At 32.1% G+C, this 24,751-nt stretch carries 14 protein-coding genes; 2 read left to right on the top strand and 12 right to left on the bottom strand.

Features of this window, described 5'->3' with window-relative positions; translation table 11 throughout:
- The first annotated feature begins 259 nt into the window (after positions 1-259).
- On the top strand, positions 260-8,287 hold the full coding sequence (locus tag P177_RS20515; protein ID WP_036153528.1) for a PKD domain-containing protein: 8,028 nt from the start codon (positions 260-262) through the stop codon (positions 8,285-8,287).
- Between the two features lie 381 nt (positions 8,288-8,668).
- On the top strand, positions 8,669-10,717 hold the full coding sequence (locus tag P177_RS07510) for an HAD family hydrolase (RefSeq protein ID WP_036153530.1): 2,049 nt from the start codon (positions 8,669-8,671) through the stop codon (positions 10,715-10,717).
- A gap of 60 nt (positions 10,718-10,777) precedes the next feature.
- Here the strand turns inward: P177_RS07510 and P177_RS07515 are convergent, their stop codons facing one another.
- The 12 genes from P177_RS07515 to P177_RS07570 all read right to left on the bottom strand — a co-directional run bounded on the left by P177_RS07515 (position 10,778) and on the right by P177_RS07570 (position 24,691).
- The gene (locus P177_RS07515) at positions 10,778-11,428 is read right to left on the bottom strand and encodes an HAD family hydrolase (RefSeq protein ID WP_051941751.1); all 651 of its coding nucleotides are present in this window, start codon (positions 11,426-11,428) and stop codon (positions 10,778-10,780) included.
- Positions 11,412-12,383, bottom strand: coding sequence for an ATP-grasp domain-containing protein (locus P177_RS07520; RefSeq protein ID WP_036153532.1), 972 nt, complete (start codon positions 12,381-12,383; stop codon positions 11,412-11,414). The genes P177_RS07515 and P177_RS07520 overlap by 17 nt, the downstream gene beginning before the upstream one ends.
- A gap of 82 nt (positions 12,384-12,465) precedes the next feature.
- Entirely contained in the window at positions 12,466-13,089 is a 624-nt protein-coding gene (locus P177_RS07525) for a sugar transferase (RefSeq protein WP_036153534.1), read from the bottom strand.
- Between the two features lie 32 nt (positions 13,090-13,121).
- Entirely contained in the window at positions 13,122-14,315 is a 1,194-nt protein-coding gene (locus P177_RS07530; RefSeq protein ID WP_036153536.1) for a glycosyltransferase family 4 protein, read from the bottom strand.
- An 11-nt stretch (positions 14,316-14,326) separates the two neighbouring features.
- Positions 14,327-15,442, bottom strand: coding sequence for a glycosyltransferase family 4 protein (locus P177_RS07535; protein ID WP_036153538.1), 1,116 nt, complete (start codon positions 15,440-15,442; stop codon positions 14,327-14,329).
- 48 nt (positions 15,443-15,490) lie between these two features.
- Positions 15,491-16,561, bottom strand: a complete 1,071-nt coding sequence (locus tag P177_RS07540; protein ID WP_036153540.1) for an acyltransferase family protein — start codon at positions 16,559-16,561, stop codon at positions 15,491-15,493.
- A 75-nt stretch (positions 16,562-16,636) separates the two neighbouring features.
- Positions 16,637-17,728, bottom strand: coding sequence for a glycosyltransferase family 4 protein (locus tag P177_RS07545; RefSeq protein ID WP_036153541.1), 1,092 nt, complete (start codon positions 17,726-17,728; stop codon positions 16,637-16,639).
- On the bottom strand, positions 17,718-19,169 hold the full coding sequence (locus tag P177_RS07550) for a lipopolysaccharide biosynthesis protein (RefSeq protein ID WP_036153542.1): 1,452 nt from the start codon (positions 19,167-19,169) through the stop codon (positions 17,718-17,720). Before P177_RS07550 ends, P177_RS07545 begins: the two co-directional genes overlap by 11 nt.
- A 36-nt stretch (positions 19,170-19,205) precedes the next feature.
- Positions 19,206-20,387 carry an O-antigen ligase family protein gene (locus P177_RS07555; protein WP_036153543.1) on the bottom strand — a complete coding sequence of 394 codons (1,182 nt, stop codon included), beginning with the start codon at positions 20,385-20,387 and terminating at the stop codon, positions 19,206-19,208.
- A 9-nt stretch (positions 20,388-20,396) separates the two neighbouring features.
- Positions 20,397-21,431 carry an acyltransferase family protein gene (locus tag P177_RS07560; RefSeq protein ID WP_036153544.1) on the bottom strand — a complete coding sequence of 345 codons (1,035 nt, stop codon included), beginning with the start codon at positions 21,429-21,431 and terminating at the stop codon, positions 20,397-20,399.
- 164 nt (positions 21,432-21,595) lie between these two features.
- Positions 21,596-23,215: an Ig-like domain-containing protein gene (locus P177_RS07565; RefSeq protein WP_157486487.1), complete on the bottom strand. Its 1,620-nt coding sequence runs from the start codon at positions 23,213-23,215 to the stop codon at positions 21,596-21,598.
- Between the two features lie 408 nt (positions 23,216-23,623).
- Positions 23,624-24,691 carry a peptidoglycan bridge formation glycyltransferase FemA/FemB family protein gene (locus P177_RS07570; RefSeq protein WP_051941752.1) on the bottom strand — a complete coding sequence of 356 codons (1,068 nt, stop codon included), beginning with the start codon at positions 24,689-24,691 and terminating at the stop codon, positions 23,624-23,626.
- Positions 24,692-24,751 lie beyond the last annotated feature (60 nt).

The raw sequence follows: 24,751 nt of genomic DNA on the forward strand, positions 1-24,751 counted from the left end.
TAATTATTTAGTCATAAGAGTTCTGCCAACCTACAAAATTTTTAAAATTACGCTATTTATTTATTCTAATTATGATGAATTCTTGATTAATATGTAAGAAAATAACGACTAAATTGAGGTGGTTTTCACTTATTTAATAAAAGCTCAAACATTGAAATTAAACGTTTTTATATGGTGTTGAACGATATTAATCTAGTGTTCACGAATATTGCTTTTTTTTTGTTTTATAATTATACCCATCTCTATATTATTTAGAATTATGATTAAAAAAATTACTACTTCTTTTCGAAATGCAAAGAATTTATTACTAACGGCTGGTGTTGTTGGTGCTGTTGCAGTATTCATGAGTTTTAGCCCTATGTTTTTTGGGCCAGGTTTAACAGAGGCTCAGCCTTATGTAGCTTTTGGCGATACCAACTTTCCTGATTTAACTGTCAGTACTGAACCTTACGAAGTTGCCTTTGAGGGGTTAACCTTTGACTACCCTTTAACTTTTAACCCAGTGCCAGGACAAGAACGCATAATTGTTGGGCAATTAGATGGTAATATCTATTGGTTTCAAGATGATCAAAATGTTACTAATAAGCAACTTATTGTTGATTTTTCAGAAGAAGTAGGGTCTGCTGCAGGAACTCGAACAAATGGTCAAATTGAAGTTTGGGACGGTGGTCTTTTAGGGTTGGAGTTACACCCTGATTTTGGAACTGCAGGTAGTAATTACGTATATATTTATTATACAACCGAGTCAGAGACAGGTGATGATACTTTAGCTAATAGTGAAGATGGTGGTACATTTGGTTGTGATATACAAGAATTTCATGATAATTATATTCATTTAGAAAGGTTTGAAGTAGACCCGGTTAACTTAACTTTTATACAGGGTTCTAGAGAAATTTTGATTCGTCGTAGAATGCTAAATACAGCTCACCGTGGTGGGGCATTAGAATTTGGAGATGATGGTTTTTTATATGTGGCAATAGGTGAACAAGGTCGTGCCATTAGTTCTCAGGAGATGACTGAAAATATTGATGGGGGTATTCTTCGTATAGACGTTGATATGGACATTACTAGAAGTCATGTCCCAAGAAGAAAAATGCCTGATGATATAGGAGCTGTAGAGGAGATAACAGGACAAAACTATTATATTCCAAATGATAATCCTTTTTTAAGTCCAACGGGCGAAACTTTTGAAGAGTTTTATGCCATTGGTAGTAGAAGTCCACACCGTATGAGCAAGGATTCTGAAACGGGATTAATTTATATTGGTGATGTAGGCTTGAGTACACATGATGAAATTAATGTGCTTTCTGCAGGTGCCAATTTTGGTTGGCCTTTGTTTGAAGGTGCTGTTGAAGGACCTGAAAATGGTTGCGGAATTACTAGTTTGCTAAATGATATGGAGCATCAAGAGCCATTAACTGCATTTTCTAGATTAGATGCGGGTTCTATCATTGGTGGACATGTATATAGAGGGGCAGAATTTACTTCACATTATGGGAAGTACATTACGGCAGATTATATTACAAGAAAAATATTAGAAGTTGACATATCCAGTGGAGATGTGTCAACATTAGGTACATTAGATTTAAGACCAATTTCTTTTGGAGAAGATGCTGGCGGAGATATTTATTATCTTTTAGCAGGTGAGGGGCTACAATTATTACGTTTCGTGGAGCCTGGTGTAGTATCTGGGGTGCCAGAAACCTTGACTGAAACAGGTGCCTTTACCGATGTGGAAAATTTAGTGGTTAAAGAAAGTTTTTTACCTTATGATTTAATTGACCCATTTTGGTCGGATGGTGCGCAAAAAAAACGTTGGATGGCTATTCCTAATGACGGGAACCCAGATACAGCTGATGAACAAATTAATTATTCAGAAAATGGAATATGGGAGTTTCCTGTAGGTACAGTTATGATAAAGCACTTTGACTATCCTATAGATGAGGATAATCCAGAAATCACTCAAAAAGTAGAAACAAGATTTTCTATTAAGAATAGTAACGAAAACTGGACTTTTCTGTCCTATAAATGGAATGCTGCTCAAACTGATGCAGATCTTATTAATATGAGTAACGGTGATACTTTAGATGTACAAGTTGCTATGAATGATGGTAGTACAAACACCATAACTTGGCAGTATCCATCAACAAGTGATTGTTTAAGTTGTCATAATAGTGTTTCTAAAGGGACATTAGGACCAAGAACTCGAAACTTGAACAGCGATTTTGATTATAGTGATGTCGGTGGAGTTTTAGGTAATCAATTGGTTACTTTAAGTGAACTCGGTTTTATAGAAGAAACCATTACAGACGGAGATACACCTGGTTTTTTAAAACATACTTCAATTAATGATGAAGAGGCTAGTTTAGATGATCGTGCTAGATCATACTTAGATTTAAATTGTGCCTATTGCCATCGATCAGATAATAATCTTCGAGCAGATTTTGATTTAAGGTTGGCTAATAGTCTAATAGAAACCAACCTATTAACTGCATCAATAGCGGAGCCCATTGAAGAAATGTCTGCTGATCAGAAAATAGTTTTTGTTGGTGATGCTTCTAAATCACAAATATTTCATCGTGCGAATAGCATCACACCAGGAGTAATGATGCCTTTGGTAGCTAAAGGTCAAGTAGATGAAGCAGGTGTAGCCTTGTTGGAGGAGTGGATTAATAACTTGTTAATACCCCCTACTCCTGTAATTACTGCAGATAAAACGCTTGGGAATATAGATATAGCTTTTAATTTCACAGGTAATGAGTCCTCAGATGACCAATCTATAGACTCTTATGAATGGACTTTTGGTGATGGTGGTACATCTGCAGAAGTAGATCCAGATCATATTTATACCGTACCTGGTGTCTATTCCGTTACTTTGGCGGTTACCGATAATGATGGTCAAACGGAATCAAAATCAATTGAGATTACGGTAACGGGCGGGGCTGTTGATAATATAGCAGATGAAAACGTAAATATAGCTTTGACCAATGACGCGATAATATACGGTCAAATACATGGTGAAGAAGGGCGTGGTGTTCCTCAAGATATTTTATACGATCCTTCTACCAATGATTACGTAGTTGCAACCGATTGGAACGAATTTGGAGTTCTTCAGTATCATGATTCGGGTACATTGCCTATCGAAGAGGCTATTACTTGGAGAGTGGATTGGCTTAATAAAAAATTAGTGAACTATATTACTTTTGGAGGTACTTATCCTAATCAACCGCAACCTAATACGGCTTGGAGACTTAGTTACCGTCAAGGTGACAACTGGATGGTAATTGAAGAAGGTGTTGGTGGTTGGATTGATTCTGGAATTTATGAATGGGGAGGTAAAGGTCAAGAGCCAATTGAAGCTGATGGGTTCCGTATGCAATTATATAGTGATGGAGTAAATGACATTGTAAGTACCCATTTTAGGGCAAGAGGAGGGGCTTCATTAAGAATTGACGATACTGACCAACCTATAAAAGCTACATTGTTTCAGTATTTAATTGACGACGGTTCACCAGTTGCTGATTTTACATATACAGCAGATGAACTAGAAGTTACTTTTGATTCCTCGGATAGTACAGATGACAACGGTATTGTTGCTTATGCTTGGGATTTTGGTGACGGTGAAATTTCTGATGAAGCCAACCCTGTACATAATTATACTTCAGACGGTACCTATGATGTTACTTTAACACTTACTGATGCAGATGGATTAATGGATGTTCATTCAGAAACAATAACGGTTGAAGGAATACCTACAATACCAGTGGCTGTAGCTACATCAAATGTTACAACAGGTCCTGCTCCGCTAGATGTTCAGTTTACGGGTAGTGACTCTACAGATGATGTGGCGATTGTTAGCTATGCTTGGGATTTTGGCGACGGCGCAACTTCAACAGAAGAAAACCCGGAATATGAATATACAATTCCTGGAAATTATATAGCTACGTTAACGGTAACCGATGCTGATGGAAACGAAAACGAAACGACAATTAATATCTTAGCTAATGGTGGTGCTATCGATAATAATGCAAATGCAGGTGTTAATTTAGCCTTGTTGTCAGATGCTTCAGTAACTGGTTCATCAGAAGATGGTAGAGGAACGCCACAAGCTATTCTTTATGATCCTTTGGAAGAAAACTACTTTGTGGTTACTGATTTTAATGAATATGGTGTTGCCAATGCTGAAAATTTAGGTACCCCTAATGCTGATAATGGTTTTAATTGGCAAGTAGATTGGGCAAATAAAAAAGAAGTAAACTATATTACTTTTGGGGGCGTATACCCTAATCAACCACAACCTAATTCGTTATGGAGAATAAGTTATAGAATTGGTAATGACTGGACAATTTTAGAAGAAGGTACTGGTGGATGGATTGATGCAGGAATCTTTGAATGGGGTGGTGCAACTATGGTACCGATTGAAATGGACGGTTTAAGAGTTCAGGTATTTAGTGATGGTACTAATGATTTGGTAAGTATTCACCTAAGAGGTAGAGGTGGTATTTCAAATAGAATAGATGATAGCTCAACTTTAACAAAAGCCACCTTAATACAGTATTTGCCTGATACAGGTGCTCCTGAAAGTGAGTTCGATTTTACAGTTAATAACTTAGAAGTAACTTTTGATTCGTCAGAAAGCGTTGACAATGTAGGTATTGTATCCTATACTTGGGATTTTGGTGATGGTAATGGATCAACAGATGCCAATCCAGTTCATACATATTCAGAATCTGGTGCATATGATGTAACACTTACTGTAACAGATGAAAATGGTCTAAGTGATATTTCTGCACAGGAAATCACTGTCATGGAAGATGACTCTGTTCCAGTTGCGATTGCAGAATCTGATGTTAGTGTAGGTCCGGCGCCGTTAAATATTCAGTTCACGGGTAGCTCTTCTACTGATGACATTGGTATCGTATCTTATCTTTGGGATTTTGGGAATGGTGATACTGCTGACGTTGCTGATCCTAATTATAGTTATATTACAGCAGGTAATTATAATGTAACCTTGACAGTTACAGATGCCGATGGTAATACTAATGTAGATGAATTATCTATTTTAGCTAGTGGTGGGGCGGTTGATAATAATCCAAATTCAGGTTTAAACCTTGCGCTATTGCCAGATGCTGTTTTAAGTGGTTCTTCTGAAAATGGTAGAGGTACCCCACAAGCTATACTCTATGATCCATCTAAGGATGATTATTTTGTAACTACTGATTTTAACGAATATGGTGTTACTCGTGGTGAAAATTTAGGGACTCCGCTTGTAGATGATGGTTTCTTATGGCAAGTAGACTGGGCGGCAAGAAAAGATGTTAACTATATTACATTAGGTGGTGTGTTTGACAATCAGCCGCAACCTAATTCTTTATGGCGTATTAGTTACCGTATTGGAAATGATTGGACCATTTTAGAAGAAGGTGTTGGTGGTTGGATCGATTCTGGCATATTTGAATGGGGAGGTATAACACAAGTTCCGCTATCTATTGACGGATTAAGAGTTCAAGTTTATAGTGATGGTGTCAATGATCTAATCAGTATTCACTTAAGAGGTAGAGGTGGTGTGTCAAACAAAATAAACGATAGCGCCACGGAAACAAAGGCTACGCTGATTCAATACTTACCGGATACAGGAGCTCCTGAAAGTAATTTTGAATATGTTACAAATGATCTTGAAGTTGATTTTGACGCTACTACTAGTACTGACGATGTTGGTATAGTTTCTTATGAATGGGATTTTGGAGATGGTAATACGTCAACTGAAGAAAACCCAACAAATGTTTTTATCAGTTCAGGTTCCTATAGTGTTATGTTAACGGTTACCGATGCTGATGGTTTAAGTGACACTTCTACTCAGATCATTAATTTAGGTGCACCAGATAATCAAGCGCCAGTTGCAAATATTGAAACTAGCTTAATTACGGGTTCTGCTCCACTTACTGAAGATTTTATAGGTAGCAATTCAACTGATGATGTGGCAGTAGTTTCTTACAGTTGGGATTTTGGAGATGGTAATTCATCTACTGAGGCTGATCCTACATATATTTATACGCAACCAGGAAATTATACGGCAACTTTGACGGTAACTGATGAACAGGGGTTAACCGATCAAGCATTTGTTGATATCATAGTAACAAGTGACCAACCCGATAATACACCAAATGCGGGTATTAATATAGCATTATTACCAGATGCTACAGTAACAGGTTCCGTTACTAATCCAAGGGGAACAGTACAATCTATATTATATGATCCGTCTAGGGATGACTATTTTGTACGTACAGATTATAATGAATATGGTACCCCTGTTAATGCTAATTTAGGAACACCGGATGTTGATAATGGCTTTAGATGGCAAGTTGATTGGGCTTCAAGGAAATTAGTGAATTATATCACCTTTGGTGGAGTGTATGCTAATCAACCCCAGCCAAATTCTTTATGGAGAATTAGCTATCGTGTAGGTAATGATTGGATTATTTTAGAAGAAGGTGTTGGTGGTTGGATCGATGCTGGTATATTTGAATGGGGTAGTGAAGAACAAGCACCTATTCTAATGGACGGATTAAGGGTTCAAGTATATAGTGACGGAGTCAATGATCTTGTTAGTATTCATTTGCGTGGTCGCGGTGGAGTTTCCAATAATATAGATGATAGTGCAACGGAAACTAAGGCAACCTTGATACAGTACTTGCCAGATGGAGGTGCTCCAGAAAGTGATTTTGATTATACTATTAATGAACTTCAAGTAGATTTCGATTCTTCTGCTAGTATGGATGACAATGGTATTGTATCCTATTTATGGGATTTTGGAGATGGAAACACCTCTAATGAACCAAATCCAATTCATATATATGCTGCTTCTAACACTTATAATGTGTCTTTAACGGTTACAGATGCAGATGGTAAAGTAGATACTTCCGCAGCTAATATTTCTGTGGTTGGTAATGGGATTCCGATTGCAATTGCAAACGCTGATGTTTTAGAAGGTGTAGCGCCATTGACAGTTATTTTTGATGGTAGTGAGTCTTCAGATGATAATGGTGTTGTATCTTATTTATGGGACTTTGGTGATGGTGAAAATTCAAATGAAGTTGACCCTGTACATACTTTTGATGTGGTTGGTGAGAATACAGTTACATTAACTGTTAGTGATGCAGAAGGACAAACACATAGTACTACATTAACAATTACTGTGAACGAACCAAATACGGCACCAGTCGCAATAGCTAACGCAGATATTGTATCTGGTGAAGCACCACTCACTGTGTCTTTTATTGGTAGTAACTCAACAGATGATATAGGTGTAACTTCATATGCTTGGAATTTTGGGGATGAAGGTACGTCAACAGAAGCAGATCCAGTGTTTGTTTTTGAATCTGCAGGTATTTTTGAGGTAACCTTAACGGTTACAGATGAAGAAGGTTTAACTGATATGACAACGTTGACTATAACGGTTGAAGAGGGTATAGTTGTAAACGAAGCTCCAGAGGCAATAGCGAACGCAGATATAATTTCAGGAGAAGCGCCACTTACTGTATCTTTTGTTGGTAGTACTTCAACAGACGATGTGGGTATAGTTACTTATGCCTGGGATTTCATTGATGGAGGTACCTCTGCAGAAGCTGATCCAGAATATGTTTTTGACACAGCAGGTGTATTTGAGGTAACCTTAACAGTAACAGATGAAGAAGGTTTATCTGATACCACAACTGTAACGATTACAGTTGAAGAGCTTGCTATTATGAATGAAGCTCCAACAGCTATAGCTAGTTCTGATATTATTACAGGTGAAGCGCCATTGACAGTACTTTTTGTTGGGAGTGCTTCGGTAGATGATACTGGCATAGTGTCTTATGATTGGGATTTTGGTGATGGTGGTACTTCAACAGAAGCAGATCCAGAATATATTTTTAATACAGCAGGAGAATTTGAGGTCATCTTAACTGTAGAAGATGTTGAAGGTTTAACTAACAGTACAACCATTACCATTACAGTTGAGGATAATGAACCTCTTGATGTAGAATTAGATATGGTTTTATCACCTAACCCATCAATAGATTTTGTAGAAATAACATTGAATGGTATTGTATCAGAAGACGATATTGTTGGATTTACGCTACATGACTCTGCTGGTAGGTTAATTAAACAATATCTTCCTGAAGAGATTTCAACAAGCGGTACATATATCATTGATTTGGAAATTTTAACCACCGATGTTTATGTGGTTACAGTAGTACTTAATAATGGTGAGCTAGTTTCCAAAAGAATGATCTTGAGAAAATAGAAGTTTAGATATTCAATGAAAGCCGTATTTCTACATTGTAGAAATACGGCTTTTTTTATATTTTAAAAATCAAATATTATTTTTAAAAGTAATAGGAATATTTTTCTGTAAACCCAAAATTAAATTAATGCCGGTATCATTACAGCATTAAAAAACATTTAATGGGTGTATTTACTTAATAAATCCCTTTTGTAGGTATTTATACTATTTTGTCGATTAATTATACTAAATCTTAATATTTAGGGTTTATTTTGTCGTATGGTGGAAGACAAGTATTATGGAGTTTAGGGTGTAAATATCCTATTAATTGTAGTATGGTCTAAAAGCCTGAGTTTAAAATTTTACGAAGAGTTTAATCTAGCCATCAAAAATCAATAAAACTTGAACAATACAATACAAAAAATTAAGGGTAATTCTAAAATAAAGACTGTCTTTACCGATCTCTTTGATACTTTGATTCATCGTTCAGTCCATCCAAATTATGTATATAGAATTTGGGCAAAGTTTCTGATAAGAGATTTAGGATTAAGCATAGATATAAATACTTTATTTAAAATCAGGGCAGATGCAACGGCTAAGTTGGCAGAAGATATGAAACTTAGCAAAGTAGAGGTTCCTTATCACTTGGTTATGAAAGATGTATACCATAGATTGGTGAATTCTGATATTTTGAATGATTTGGACTGGGATTCCTTCTTTTATTATACTCAAGAGGCAGATTATAGAAGTGAAACTTCAGTTCAATTTTTAAATATTTCTTTGGTTGAAGGGCTTAAAAAGTTAAAAGCAGAGAATTATAAGATATACATCGTTTCAGATTATCACTTACCAAAAACGATAATTGTAAGATTGTTGGATCATCATGGTATAACATCTATTTTTAATGAAGTTTTTATTTCATGCGATTTAGAAAAAAGTAAGGAAAGCTCCGGTAATATTTATCCATTGGTATTAGAGAAAACGGGTTCGGTAGCTGAACATACTGGCATGATGGGAGATAATAAAGTTAGTGATGTAATTAATGCAGCAAAACATGGTTTACATGGGCATTTTCTAAAGCACTACGCTCACAAATACAGAAATAAGAAAAACTTATTCGGTAGTATTAATACAGAATTTAAAGACGCATGTAAAAAAACGGAAAAGTCTTGTAAAAAAAGTGATTTTCCGTTTAGTGAATATATTATTCATTTTTACTTTTTTACAGAACGTTTATATAGTGAAGCAAAAAGAAAAGGAATTAAAGATTTGTTCTTTTTAGCGCGCGAAGGTCATTATCTAAAGCAGTTATTTGATACGTATCAAAAATTTAATGGACTAAAAGAAGAAGATTTTATTCAAACCCATTACTTTAAAGCTTCTAGACATTCAGCAAAACAAGTTTCTCTTAAACCAATTGAAGAAGAAAAATTTGCACCTATAAAAAAGAACTATGATGTAATGACAACTACCCAGTTTCTACAATCCTTTAATATTGAAGAGGAGGGAATATTGGCAATTGCCTCAGAAGTTGGCGTAGATAAAGATGAGCAAATTGAAAATTTCAGTACATCGGAAGTTGTTACAAAATTACGAGCTAACGACCGTTTTAAAGAAGCTTATGAGTTACATAGGGTAGGGCAGCGCGATGCTTTTAATAATTATTTGAATTCATTTAACGTCGATTTCAAGGCAGATGGTATGGCTTTAGTGGATGTTGGTTGGGGAGGTACCATGCAAGAATGTATATACCAATACTTAAATTGCGAAGTGCCGGTTACCGGTTATTATATTGGCTTACGTGAAATATATACTATAGAAAGTAAAACAAAGAGATATGGTCTTAATTTCACAGTATATCCAAAAAAAGGATACTCTGATCATATTCTTCAGGCAAATGGTCAATTGTATGAACAATTGTTGGCTGCACCTCATGGTAGTACTTTAGGCTACAGCAATGATCCTGAATCTCCCACGATAGAATACCATGAACCTAATGAAAAAAGAGTATTCGATGATTTTATATCGCCTATTCAGGAATTTATGGATACACAGTTTATGGAACTGATGAAATCCTTGGAAGGACTTACCTATTCGGATATCATGGTGCAGGAGTATATCACAGCACTTGCATTGAGACTAGGACTGTTTACCAATAGGAAAAAATTGAAATTCATACAATTGATCTCAAAAGGATTTTACCAAAATGTTGGAGGAAATAAAGTTGGTATGGCGTATGATCCAAGCCAATTGTCTAAATCAAAATTACAGCTCTTAAAAGAATTTATATGGAGTCCAGAGAAGATCTTTAGATACTTAGTTAAAGTAAAACCATTTTTATATGATAAAAAAATGGCATGGATGGGCTGGACGGTGAGTAGTACGTATTATTATATTAGATTTAATAAATACATTAAAAAAAGAATTTTCACTAAAGATTTAATTAATTAAATGTTAAAAATAGAAAAGCCGTATTGTTATTTTGCAATACGGCTTTTTAAATACTAATGCTTATACGGCACTTACTTCCTTAAATGACCGTATTAAGCTTTGTGGTGAGTTTAATGCGTTAAAACAACTGTTAGGGTGTATATTTAAACCGTTATCAATAAGCCCAACAGTATGCCACCCTAAATATGCAGGTGTAATAAAATCTTTCTTGAAATTGTCCCCAAAATAATAATAGTTAGAGACCTTCAGATCTTTCTCTACCAATTTGAAGTTTCTTTTACTAGGTTTTTCGGTACCTACACTTTCAGAAATAATACAACAATCTATATATTTCCAAATGCCTAGTGCCTTTAACTTATTTGATTGTGTAACGGTTCTGCCGTCAGTGATAATTCCAATTTTACCTTGTTTGTTCTTAATATCTTGAATGAGTTCCAAAACGCCTGGAAAAGGCTTTATTTGAGGAAAATGATTTCTATATTGGAATAATAGATATTCTATTGAAACATCGTATTTGTCAGATAAATATAAAAAGGGATTATCTCCATTTCTATAAATTGAAAATACATGGTTATAGAGAATTTCTGTTTCTTTCTCACTAAGCTCTGAACAAATATGCCAATAGGCAGATTTTAAATAATCTATTTCATTATATAAGGTATCATCTAAATCAAATACCAGAGCTGTAGATGTATCAATCTTTATATCCATGCACTAAAACTTCACCGTCATATCGAAGCATAAGTAAATCTTCTTTCCAATCATCGAAATAACCTGTTAATTCTTCTCCTAATAAATATTCTTGCAAAATCCATTTTACATAGTTTGCACCGGCATTATGGGTTAATGGATAACCACCTCCAAATCTTGGGTTGACTTCTATACCATAAATGTTTTTGGTTTCTTTGTGCATAAAAAATTGCACGGTCAAACATCCCCTGATGCCATCTAAATGGGCAAGTTGTTTTTTTATAAAGGGTACCAATTCATTCTTTTTAGTAATGCCCTTATTTACTTCGCCAGCCCTTACATAAAGTCGCTGTCTTGGTACCGCACATCTTAAATCACCATTTTTAGTGTAATAAAGATCACATGTAAATTCATCATAAAGGTCATGATCCAAATATTCCAAGAACATCAATTTTTTGTTTTCATAATGATATTCGGTCAATTCATCTTTATTCTTAATGACGAAGTTGTCAATACTGCTACTGCCGTCGTAGGGTTTAATATAAAGTGGTAATTGAAAAGTATTTTTACAATATTCTTCGGCTACATTAACCCCTTTAGATTCGAAAAAATCATGGATCATTCGTTTATCCCTGCACTTTGCAACAAAATTCTCATCGGGCACAACTACCTGAATTCCGTTTTGTGCTAATAATTCCTTATTTTGTGATAGGGGTAGAAGTGATGGATCTATGGTAGGTATTATTAATTTTATACCTAAGCTGGTACATTTTTCAATTAACAATGATATATACTCTTTATCACTTGCTTTAGGCATTGTAAAACTTCCGTCAGCTACTCTACATGCTGCAGATAATTTAGGATTCATGTCTGAACCATAAACTTTTGCTTCGGGGAAAATAGATTTTAATTCACTTTTGAAAAAATTGGCTAGAGAAACTCTACGACCTATAGAAGTTATTAATATATTATTCATTTAGTAATCTTGGCTGATTTATTAGAATAGCTAATATTCTCTTTAATAAAACTTTAACAGTTGCTCAAAAATAGTATTTATTTTAAGAAGTTGGCTTATAATTTTTTCGTTCAATGTCTAAATCTGCCATGTAGGAACTTTGATCCAGCTCAACATCAGAAGTTTTAAATATTTTTATCAATGTTTTATAAAATATTTGAACATCTTGTTTCAACCCCATGTTTTTTACATAATAAATATCTTTTTGAAATTTTTCGTCCCAACTCATGTAATTACGACCGGTTATTTGGGCTAAACCGGTAATACCAGGTCTAACTGAAAATCGTATTCTTTCTTCGGGTTTATAAAAAGGGAGGTATTTGACCAATAATGGTCTCGGACCAATAAGACTCATGTCTCCAATAAATACGTTGAACAATTGTGGTAGCTCGTCTATAGATGTTTTCCTTATAAAAATACCAAGTGGAGTTAATCTTTCTGTATCACTTAATAGCTCTCCATTTTCATCTTTTTTATTGTTCATGGTTTTAAATTTTAAAACCTTAAAGATTTTTTCATTTTTACCCGGTCTACTTTGTGTAAAAAATGGAGTGTCTTTAAAGTCAATTGCAAGTATGATAGCCACAATTAATAATATAGGTGCTAAAATAAGCAGACCTATTAATGATAAAATAAAGTCAAAAAAACGTTTAATATATAAATACATAATTATTTTGTAATAAAATATGGAGTAAAAACTTAAATTTTAATATTATTAACGACAGTTGCAAATTGCTCGCATAGTAACGATTTGTCATATACTGTTTCCGCTAATTTTCTAGAATTCTTACCCATTAGAGTTAGTTTATCCGGGTCATTTTTAAGGGTAATGATTTTATTGGCAAAATCTTGAGGAGATTCTGGGTCAACAAAAATGCCGCAATTGTGATTTTCTACTAAGTCTTTTGTCCAACCAGCAGAATTCACAATAATTGGTTTTTCGGCTGATAAAGAATCAAATAGTTTGTTAGGCGAGTTGGTTGCTAAAATAGGTAGGTTACTAAATGTAACTAATGAGATATCACAGAAATTAACGATTTCAGAGGTTTTCTCCATATTAAAAAAGCCTAAGTACGTTACATTGTTACAACCATCTTTAACATTGTAATTTTCAATTAATTCTTTACCAGGACCACTACCTATAAATAAAAACTCAATTGTTTTATTTTCTTTTAAAAGAAGAGCTGTTTCTAAAATGTATTCTATAGCATTGGCTTGACCAAAGGCACCAAAATAAATTATTTTAAAAGTATTTTTATCTAGGTTTAGTTCTTGCATAAGAGCCATATTCGGTTCTCTAGCCCAAAAAGCATCAATTTTAGCCATGTTAGGTATCATACTAACTTTGCTATTAGGAGTGCCTTCTTTTAAAACACCTTCTTGCATACCTGGTGATAAGGCAATAACGTGAGAAGCATTTTTGTAAATGCTGCGTTCGAACCATTTAGCAAGCTTAATGGCTGTTTTATTGTTTAGTCCACCCATTTGAATGGGTACCTCTGGCCATAAATCTCTTACTTCGAATAGATAAGGAATTTTTTTTAGTTTTTTCAAAACCAATGCAGGAAAACCAATTGTTAATGGAGTAGAGGTGGCTATGACAAAATCTATATTTTTTTCTTTTAGTGCCAAATAGGTAGAAAAAAACATAAAGTGTAAAAAAGATTTTAAACGCGACGCAATACTCATGGTTTGTGAATATGGTACTCTAACATAGATGACGTCTATGCCATCTACTGTTTTACGCTCAAACCTTTTTTTGTTTTCTTTACCTAATGATATAACAGTAACCTTATGACCATTTTTAAGAAGTTCTAAGCTGTTCCAATAAGATCGGGTACCACCAGGTTGATCAGGTGTTGTGAAGTATTGATGTAGGTATAGAATGTTCATAAATTAATAATTTAAGCTTTTAATGCTTCGTAAATATTTTTATAATTAAAAGCAATGTTTTTCCATTGAAATTGTTTAAAATCTATTTTATCAATTTCATAAGTTTGGTAGTTTATAATTAAGCTTTGAAGAGCTTGGTAAATGTCATTATGATTATCTGGGTTACAGTATTCTCCAATATTTTCCTGGAATACACCGTATATTCCATCATTTTTAGAGAACAAAACTGGCAAGCCTTGACTTAAAGCTTCAATATAAACCAACCCAAACGTTTCACCCTTAGAAGGCATGGTAAATATTTGATTTTCGTTATAAATTGATTTAAGTTTTTCTTTATCTTTTATTGCGCCAATATAGTTAATATATTCTGGGTGTTTTGAAGTTAGTTCTATAAGTTTCTTTTCATCACCTCCACCTTCACCAACAATATTGAACTTGCAATTAACTCCAGAAATATTTAGCTTAATCACTGTATTTGCTACAGCTATTACATTTTTTCGTTTTAGTAATCTCCCTACGTAAAGAATTTGTGTAGGTTCTATTTTTCTTTGTGGTTGAATATTATTAAGCCAAAAATTATCAATGCCATTAAATTGTACATGGCAGTTATTTTTAAAGTAAGAAGATTTTTTGGCAATTAAATAGTGATTTAGAAAATTCATTTTTAGAGCTTCACTAATAAAAATAATTTTTCTTGCATTTTTTAAAATATTCCATGCTAATTGTATTAAATCAGGTCTATAAGTTAAAAAAACTTCAATGTCTGTAGAACGAACAGCTATGATATAGGGAATATTTTTCTCTTTAAATATACGGTAAGCAATTGCTCCATCACTAAAAAGATTAGTTGCGTGGGTCAAGCTTATGTTAGTTAAATTTATTTTACTAGTTAAATCTTGATATAAAAATTTAATTTTTTTATTGAATAAAATACGATGAAAATTATTCATCGATTCAGAAATTATAACCTTTGTGTAATTATACTCTACTAAATTAGGTTTAACTAATGTGGCTTGTCGAACAGGACAATAGATTGTTTGATTAACTCCTAATTCATCCAGAGATTTATAAAGATTTCTATGAACCTTACTTCCGAAATAATCATTACAAATGTGTAGAATGTTCATTGTAAATTATTAACTTAATACTGTTTTGTATAATTAAGGTTTCTATTTTTACTTTAAAATAATGTCACGTAATAACCTACTACCTTTTTTTTCAATATACTTATAGGTTAGATTACTGAAAATGATGACGAAAGCTATTATTAAAATGAATAAACCTAATTGGGTAAAATTATTTTGAGGAAGTTTAAACATTCCAAAGAAAAGTCTAGGTAATATAAGTACTAAAAGGAAATGATTAAGGTATATTGAATATGAAATGTCACCTAGAAAAACAAGTGGTTTTGAACTTAAAATTTTACTTAATAAACCATTTGTTTTTAATAATACAAGTATAGCACTAGCGAAAAATATAGGTACTATTGCCAGAATAAGCATCTCTTTTTGAAAACCAAATATTAATTTATTTAAGACGTAAAATATAACCAATAATAATATAGGAATAAGATATTCAAAAATATTTGGTACATTAAAATTTAAACGTGAAATTTTCCAAACGAAGTAACCTAAGTTAAATGATATTAGTCCTCTAATAAATCCATAATCTCCGGTATTTATATAGCTGCCATTGTATACAGCAAATAGAATAGAAGTGATGATGACAATACCTAACAACAAGCCTCTGTTATTTTTCTTTATAGCTATAATTGATATTAAGCCAAAAACAATATATGAAATCATTTCAGAAGAAATAGACCATGAAACACCATTCATGCCAGATGTAGAACCTAATATTGGGCTTGAGTTAGTGAAGCAAAGGGTATCCATATATCTCAATAATAATACCGGTAGGGTATCTACATTGTCAACCATTGATGGAAAGAAATAATTGCCTATAATGTCTAATCCTAAAGCTAGTGTGGCTGTAAAAAATAATAAAGGAAAAAGACGTATGAATCGCTTTTTAAGATAAAGCTTAAATTCATCCCATGTGGCTAATGAGTGATAATTATAAGCAATAACATAACCAGATAATACGAAGAAAAAATCTACAAAAGTATATGCTTCTCTAATGAAGAAAAATTGATGTAAATACTCAGGAAGAAATGCTTCTCTATAATGAAAAAAAACAATCATTATGCTAAAGACACCTCTTAAACCATCTAATTTGGTGATTCTCATTTATTTTAACTTTAGATTTCGGGTTGTACTAGATTTTTTTGGTTGAATTTCAGTTTAAATCATGATAAAAAAAAATTATAATTTGTTCAATAAAGTAATCCATTTCTTGGTAATGGTAGATAAATTAAATTCATTAATTAATTTAGGGTTTTTCTTAGAAAAAGAAATTCTTAAATCTTCATCATTAATCAAAATTGAGATTTTCTTGGCCATATCAGCTACATCAAATGGTTCAATTAAAAAGCCATTTGTACCTTCATGAATTATTTCATTAGGTCCAGTTGGTATGTCAAAACTTACTAAAGGTAGGTTGCTTGCCAAACCTTCAATTAGACTCATAGGGAAACCTTCATATTTAGATGTCATAACCATCAAAGCATATTCATTATATAATTCATAAAGATTACTACTTTGCCCCATTAAATTCACTTTACCAATTAAATTATTGGTCTTTATCTTTTTTTGAAGTAAGTCTTCTTCTTCTCCAGAACCATATATGTCCCAAGTGAAATCTTTATGTTCAGAAAGTACAATTGCGGCAACATCAATTAAAGTTTCAAAATTTTTCTGAGCAGTAAGTCTACCTACACTTACTATTTTTTTAGATGTGCTGCTGTATTCTTTATCATTGTTCTCTAATTTACTGTCAATTGGGTTGTAGATTTGCACAACTTTTTTTGCCCTTGTCTCCTTTGCATAATTGACTTCATCCGTTTTAGTAAGGCTTACTATACATTTTGCGAAAAGTGCCGTAAAATGTTCATTGAACATTCGAAATTGCTTTTTAGAAGTTCCTTTAAAACTAGAATGTGACCAGTAAATAAGCTTTGTCTTATTGAAAACTGTGCCTAAGACACCTAATGGACCTACAATTGCACCGCTTGAAATTAAAATATCAATATTATTAGTCGATAAAATATTTTTTAATTTTTTAGATGCGGTTATAATACCCTTTTTCATAGGTATTTGTTCTTCTAATAAATAATGGTAAGGTAATTTGTTATTCCAATCATAAGAATTTTCTTTTTTTCTTGCATAGCTTATGATATGAATATCAAAATCTGGATGATTATTTAATTCATTTGAGATTATAGAAGTAACTCTACCAATACCACCTCTTTCCGTTATAATACTTAAGAGAAAAGCTATTTTTAACTTACTTTTCATTAATGCGTTTTTTTAATAATGACATTAATTTCTCTTTCGCCATTTTATATTCTTTTTGTTGTAAAATTTCATTCATTAAAATAAAAACGACAATGCCTGTAATAAGTTGCGTGGGTAGCATAATAAATACATTTAAATCTGTAAACGTTACGGATATCATAGCAATAAAAGGAATAAATGATAGTATAAAGAATGGTAGAAAGTCTTTAAACTGGTCTTTTAATGTGTAGCTTATAATTTTTTTGGTATAAAAACTATTAATAAAATATTCTATTATGGAGAATAATATAAGCCCATATATCATATATACGATGCCATAATTTACAGTGATAAAGATTATAGGTATAAGTATAATTTTTTTTATAATTTCTAACCTAAGATTTAAGTTTGAATACCCTTTAATTAATAAAAGATTTAAATGCAATATTTGTAAAGGATATAACATACCTGGTATACATAATAATTGTAAATAGATAATTGATGTTTCCCATTTTTCACCAATAGTAATAAGTACTAATGGCTTTGCAACTGCAGCAATTACAAGCATTATAGTGAAATTTAAAAACATGCTATAACGAATAAACTGTATAAATTTAATTTTTAAATTTTGCTTGTCATTTTGAAAATTAGATAAAATAGGGAAACTTATTCGTCTTATGGCAAATGTTATATTAGTAGAAAAAGGTGTTTGAAATTGATCAGCCCTTGTGTAAAAGCCTAGAGCCGATGGTGTAAAATGTTTACCAATAACAAAATAATAAATATTTTTATATACGGTGTTGACTAGGTTGGTTATGAGTAGCTTGTACCCGAAATTGAATAATTCTGTAAAGCTGTTTTTTGAAAATTGAAGCTTAGGTTTCCAATTAGAACTCAACCATAGCATAATGCTGTTTAATAAAGGTCTTAAAACTGAAAATGCAATTAAACTCCAAACGCCATAATTTTGGTATGCTAGGTATATTGCAGCCCCTCCTGCTAACAAGGAAGAAATTACAGCAAAAATACCGAGTTTTTTAAAATCTAGTTGTTTTGTTAATAAGGTTCTTTGTATGATAACGATACCGTTCACGACTAAAATTAAGCCCGAGACTTTTATTAGGTTTATAAGTATTTCGGTTTCAAAAAAATCTGCAATAACAGGGGCTAAGACCCACAATAACAAATAAAGACATATTGCAGATATTAGATTGGTGTAAAATACAGTATTGTAATCCTTTTCATTTGCATCAACTTTACGAATTAAAGCACTGCCAAAGCCGGCTTCTACAACAGAATTGGTTACTGTTATTATTGCTGTGATAATACCAACAACCCCAAAGTCTTCTGGCGTTAATAATCGTGCGAGTATTATACCAACAATGAATATAGCACCTTGACTAAAAATTCCTTCAAAAATAGTCCAGCTAAAGCCCTTTATTGCTTTTTGTTTTAAAGACACAATGGTTTAATTAAGTTGTTTGGAAATTAAGAGTTGTTATTCTTGTATTTTCTTTGGACTGTCATTTTTTTGTAATGTTACCATTAAAAAGAAATACATCATAGAAAAGGGGAATTTATAAAAAACGTAAAAGTTGTTATAGATTAAAAATATTGTAAAAAATAATAAATAGAATTTATAATATTCATTATTCTTGTCTTGCTTGTAATTTTTATAACTCTTGAAAAGAGGTATTAAAAATAGCATTATAAGTAACATTCCACCTATAATTCCTTGTTCCGCTAAAATTTCGGTATAGGAATTATGCGTAAATAAACCATATTTACTATATAATGGGAATTGCCCCAAACCAACACCCAATATCGGGTATTGTTTAAATACCTCAATACCTTCTTCTATTAATAATTCTCTTGAATCTTGTGTATTCTCTTTTTTAGCAACTCTATTTTGAATTCTTGATCCTTCATAAACCTTTATGAATTGAAATGTTAATAAAACCATGACCGAGGCAATAGTTAGCTTCCTAATTAGTTTCGTTAACTTACTAGGATTATTTGGTTTATTTACAAACAGCCAAAAGCAGATGTTTATAATTGTTATTAAAAGCAGACCAGCTCTAGATTGTGTAGTAAATGCTATAACTAAAAAAAGTAGCGGCAGTATAATTAACATGCCAAGTAAAAGTTTGTTTTTGTTTTTTAAGTATAAATGAAATAAGGAGAAATTGGCAAATACACAGAAATAAGAATATGCATTAGCATTTAACATAAATCTGTCACGATAGGCGATAGCAGAGGCAAAGTTAGAGCTAATGTTTCCCTTGATTATCATTATAAAAAAAAGAAAAATAATAGAGAGTATATATCCAATATGGAAAAAATGACTAAAATCAGTCTTTTTATTTAGACCGATTGCTGTATATCCTGCAATAACGGCTCCAAATAACAAACTTAAGCTCGTAATATATTCGTCATAACCTTTATAATAATAAACAGTTATTAAACTAAGAAAAAATAAAAATAAGAATATGAAGAATTCTTTTTTGTTGGAATGAAATTTTTTTGCATCGTATAAAAATGCGACACCAGCTAGCATGGGTAACAAACCTAATGTAGCTATTTGCTGTTGTTGAAAATAGGGACCTAATGCATTTAAAAATACAATTACTAAAATTATAAAAACTCCTAGAACTAATTTTGGTTGTTTAACTTTTTTCATACTAGTTAATTATGCTGCTCCTATTAATTTTCTACCCAATTTTAATTTCATTATAAAGTTTGATAAAATTAAGGATATCAAAAATACAACGGTAAAAGATGTTATTATTATTGCAATAGGAGACCAATATTTTAAATAACCTTCTTGATATAAATAAATTAATAAAGGTTGATGTAGTATATAAATATAATAACTTGTTTTATTGATATTAGTAATAGTAATGTTGAGCCAGTTATATCTAGCTATACTTATATTGTAAAAGATTATAAATATAAATGAAACAGAAAGTAAACCCATAGGCAATATAATATAACCTTTAAATAGTGCTTTGTATAAAGCTGAAGACAGCTGTGAAGGGAACCAAACAGATAATAAAAAAACTAGAGAATGTATTAAGATAAGAATAGGTGTTTTATTTTTAAGATAATTAAAAATAGTTGCACTATTGTAATAAAAGAAATATCCGAAATAAAAATAGGGCATATACTGAAAGGCCTTAGCTAATGGATCTAACTGTAAATAGTATAGGCCAGGAAAAAGGAAAAAACAAGCAGTTATTATTAGAAAACTTTTTATAGGATACTTCTTAAAAATATTTTCTAACAAATAAAATATGATAAAAACTATAAATATCATTAGTAGAAACCAAAGATGACCAGCACCTTGAAAAAATGAGAATAAAAATTCATTTGTAGTTTTAAAAGGAATAAAAAGGTAAATATAGATTGGAGCAAAAAACAAATAAGGTATCACTAGCCTTTTTGTTTTTTTCTTAATTAAGATTTGAAATGTTTCATATTTGTGTAGTTTATTTCTTAAGAAGCTAAACAGTACCCCGGATATGAAAACATATAAGGGCATTGATATTGTAGATATGTATTTGCCAATAATTTGTGTAATTTCACTATTTGGATAAATGTCAGGTAAATTCCATAAACCCATAAATGGGGCAAAAGAATGCCTAAGAACTACTAGTACTAGGGCAAAAACCCTTATTAGCGCTAAGTTGTCAATGTTTATTTCTTGGTGTAAGCTTTTATTCAACAGAATATATTTTTGTTATATACGGAATTTGCAAAAATAGGTAGTTCTTGCTTTTTAAATGAAGAATATTCGTTGTCTTTGTATTTATCTACGATGTGTAATTGTAATCTAATTTTTATTCATAAAAAAGCCCTTCTAGAAGGGCTTTTTATCTTATTTATTTTTTAATATTCTTCGGGATAGACTGGATAGCCATCTTCAAGTATCTTGGCATTTAATGCAGCAATTCCTAATGGTTGTATACCGTAAAACGTAAGGTTTTTACCAATATAATCATTTTTAATTCTTTGTTGTAAACCTTCATCGTATTTACCCAAGTTTAACCAACCATGAAGTCTTCCTGGTAAATCGTAACCCCCTGTTCCATCTACATTATATGTAAATTGTTGACCAAATTCTTCTTTCCAAACTACGTTATTTACTGTAGATAATAGTGCTGAGATATCTTCTTCGGACCAATACATATTATTTTCATATGCAGTAACAATAAAACTTACAATAGCACTGGCATGACTAGTGTCCTGTATTTGGTCAATATCCCAACGTTGGCTCCATGTATAGGCGCTAGGGACATTATTATTAGGTTTAAATTGATTTTTTAAATTAGATGGTCGACCTATCATGGTGCCAAAAGATACGTTTTCATATACAGTATTGTATTTGTCTTTACCAGTAATAATATATAATTCCATGCCTATTCTTGCCCAATGAGAAGTCATGTGAGTATTTACTCTATAGAATTTACTCAATCCCAAAGACTCATAACGATTCCAGATATGTTCTTCGGAAAAAGCCAGGAGTGTATCAAATTGATTTTGATAGTTATCTGTAGCTCTTAGATTAGGGGATTGGTACATAATTCTTAAAAGTGATGAAACATGTCTCCAATAAAAACTATCCCATAGAGCGTGACCTTCATTATCATTGTTTGGCCATCCTAAATATCCATTTCCAACGTTAACGGCATCATCAACAGTAATATTAATTAGATTTAAGGCTTCGTCTAAATAGCTGTTATCACCAGTAGCTTGCCACATTTTTACAAGTCCTTCAATATAATATCCTAAATAATAATATTCTTGATTAACATTTTTACTTTGAGCTCTTCTCAAAGCATCTTCAGAATCTATTTGTTCATCTATATCTACCCATTCAGCATCAAATTTATTTTTCCACTGTAGAACTCTTTCACTAATTATATATGGAGTGTTACGCTGTTCTTCTTCTGAATTTTCATTATTAGTGAGAGTAACTGTACCATCTTGTTGGGTAACTGATCCATCTTCATTAACTTCTTCTGCGGTGTAGGTAAAAGAATCTTCAAATTCTTCTTCTTCCACTTCCTGTGTTTGTTCTGGCTCTGAGGTTTGTTCAGGTTCCCCGGTTTGTTCTGGTTCTCCAGGTTGTTCCGGTTCTCCTGTTTGTTCTGGATCTCCAGTATGTGCTGTTTCTGTAGTTGATTCTGGCTCTGTTTCTGCAGTTGGCGTATAAGTAAGCGTGTTGTCATCATTAATGATAACTTCTCCAAGTTTTGCACTGGAAACATTGGTAATGGTGACATTTTCAATATTTACAAAATTGTCGTTATTTAATACATCTAAAATTGTGCTATTGGAGTCTGTTATATAAAAAACATCATTAACAACAAGAGTTTCAATATCGAGACTTGTCTCTTTGTTGACAACATACTCAGATAATAAATCGGCATCTTTACTACAAGAGTGAAAAATGAATACAAGACATAGTAGGGATGTCATGCGTGCAGGGATGTGTAGGTTTCGCATAATGGGTTAAATGTGTTTAATTTCTTAAGATTTAGGAGTTTAAAAATATTTCTTTTTTTTAGAGTAACGATGAAATAACAGTTTTTTTCGTTGAAATACATGTTTTATTATTCAATTATACGGATGTAGTATATCTTTTGGATTAAAAAAAAATTTTTATTCGATAAAAAACACTTTTTTTTAACATTTATAGGTTTTATACCTTACTTCATCCCGTAAGACATAGAAGTGTTTTGAATGTTATTTTCATTTTCTTTAAGTTCAAGGTCGTTTGTTTCTAATGTATTAATAGTTAAAAACTTACAACCATTAACGCCCTAAGTTCAAGAAAATTTCATTAAATAATAGAAATATAAAAGGTGCTGTTTTATAAATATAAACAGCACCTTTTAGAATAATTCGAAAAAATTAGGCTACCACATTATTTAGGCTTGTTGGAGCTGGTGCTCTATATTTTGGAAAGAAGCTTACCTGTTCTTTATTAATTTCTGGATATTTGGCTAAGTGGTTATTTGTCAATTTATCATAAATATTTTGGTTTACGACAAACTTCCACAATCTAAAATTTTTAAAATCTTTAGAAAATCCACTTTTAAAGCGAAATAAGGAATCTTCATTGCTGCCACCTCTACCGCCACCTAGGTTTAGATAAGAATACCCTTCTTCAACTGATTTTAAACGCATTTCATCTATAATTAGTTTTATGGGATTTAAGTCAAAAAAGTCGGCATCTAAGCCAGATAAATGATATTGAACTATATTGTCTTTTTTTATGAAAATTGCTCCACCTATAGTTTTTTGAGTTTCATTGTCCTTACAGATTATTAATTGAGGGGTGTAGTCCTTGCTAGCCATTATGCGCTCAAAGTATGCTTCGTTAAAAAAATAACTATCGGTAGCGTCTACTCTACGCATGTTTTCATGATATAGTTCAATAAACTTTTTTAAATCTTCATTATGATTACCTTCAATAACGGTACAAACTTTTCTTGCTTTATTTAAATAAGTCTTTAATCTTCTATTGAAATTAGCTCTTTGAACATCTATAGGTAATGTAAGGTCTACATAAACTACCATACCTTGTTCTGTAATTTCTCCTAATCCTTTAAGTAAATCTTCTTGTGTATCCATAAATGGATGTAACCTGGAAAATACCGATACTATATTTTGCTCAACAAAATAAGCTTTAAGACTCTTTTGAAATTCTGATACATTAAAATCTGAATTTTTGCTATTAGTTAAGAGGCCGGCATAACCATAAACAGAAATTGCGTCCTTATATGTTGTGCCTGGAATATTTCTTAGAAGTAGAGGTAATAAGATACTTTGGTCTTTGTGAGTATATTTTAACAGAACCGGCTGTTCATCTTCGTTTTTAGATAAATGATGATAATCATAGGTAAAGTAAAAATCAGTATTTTCAATCTTAGCCAATTGTTCAACCCATTCTTTTTTAAGTTCAATTGTCTCTATCATTAGCTGTGTATTTTGAATTAATAAGATTATAAGGTTTCTATTTTAATACGATGCCCCTTA

Origin of the sequence: Maribacter forsetii DSM 18668 (assembly GCF_000744105.1) — a bacterium.
Taxonomy (GTDB): domain Bacteria; phylum Bacteroidota; class Bacteroidia; order Flavobacteriales; family Flavobacteriaceae; genus Maribacter; species Maribacter forsetii.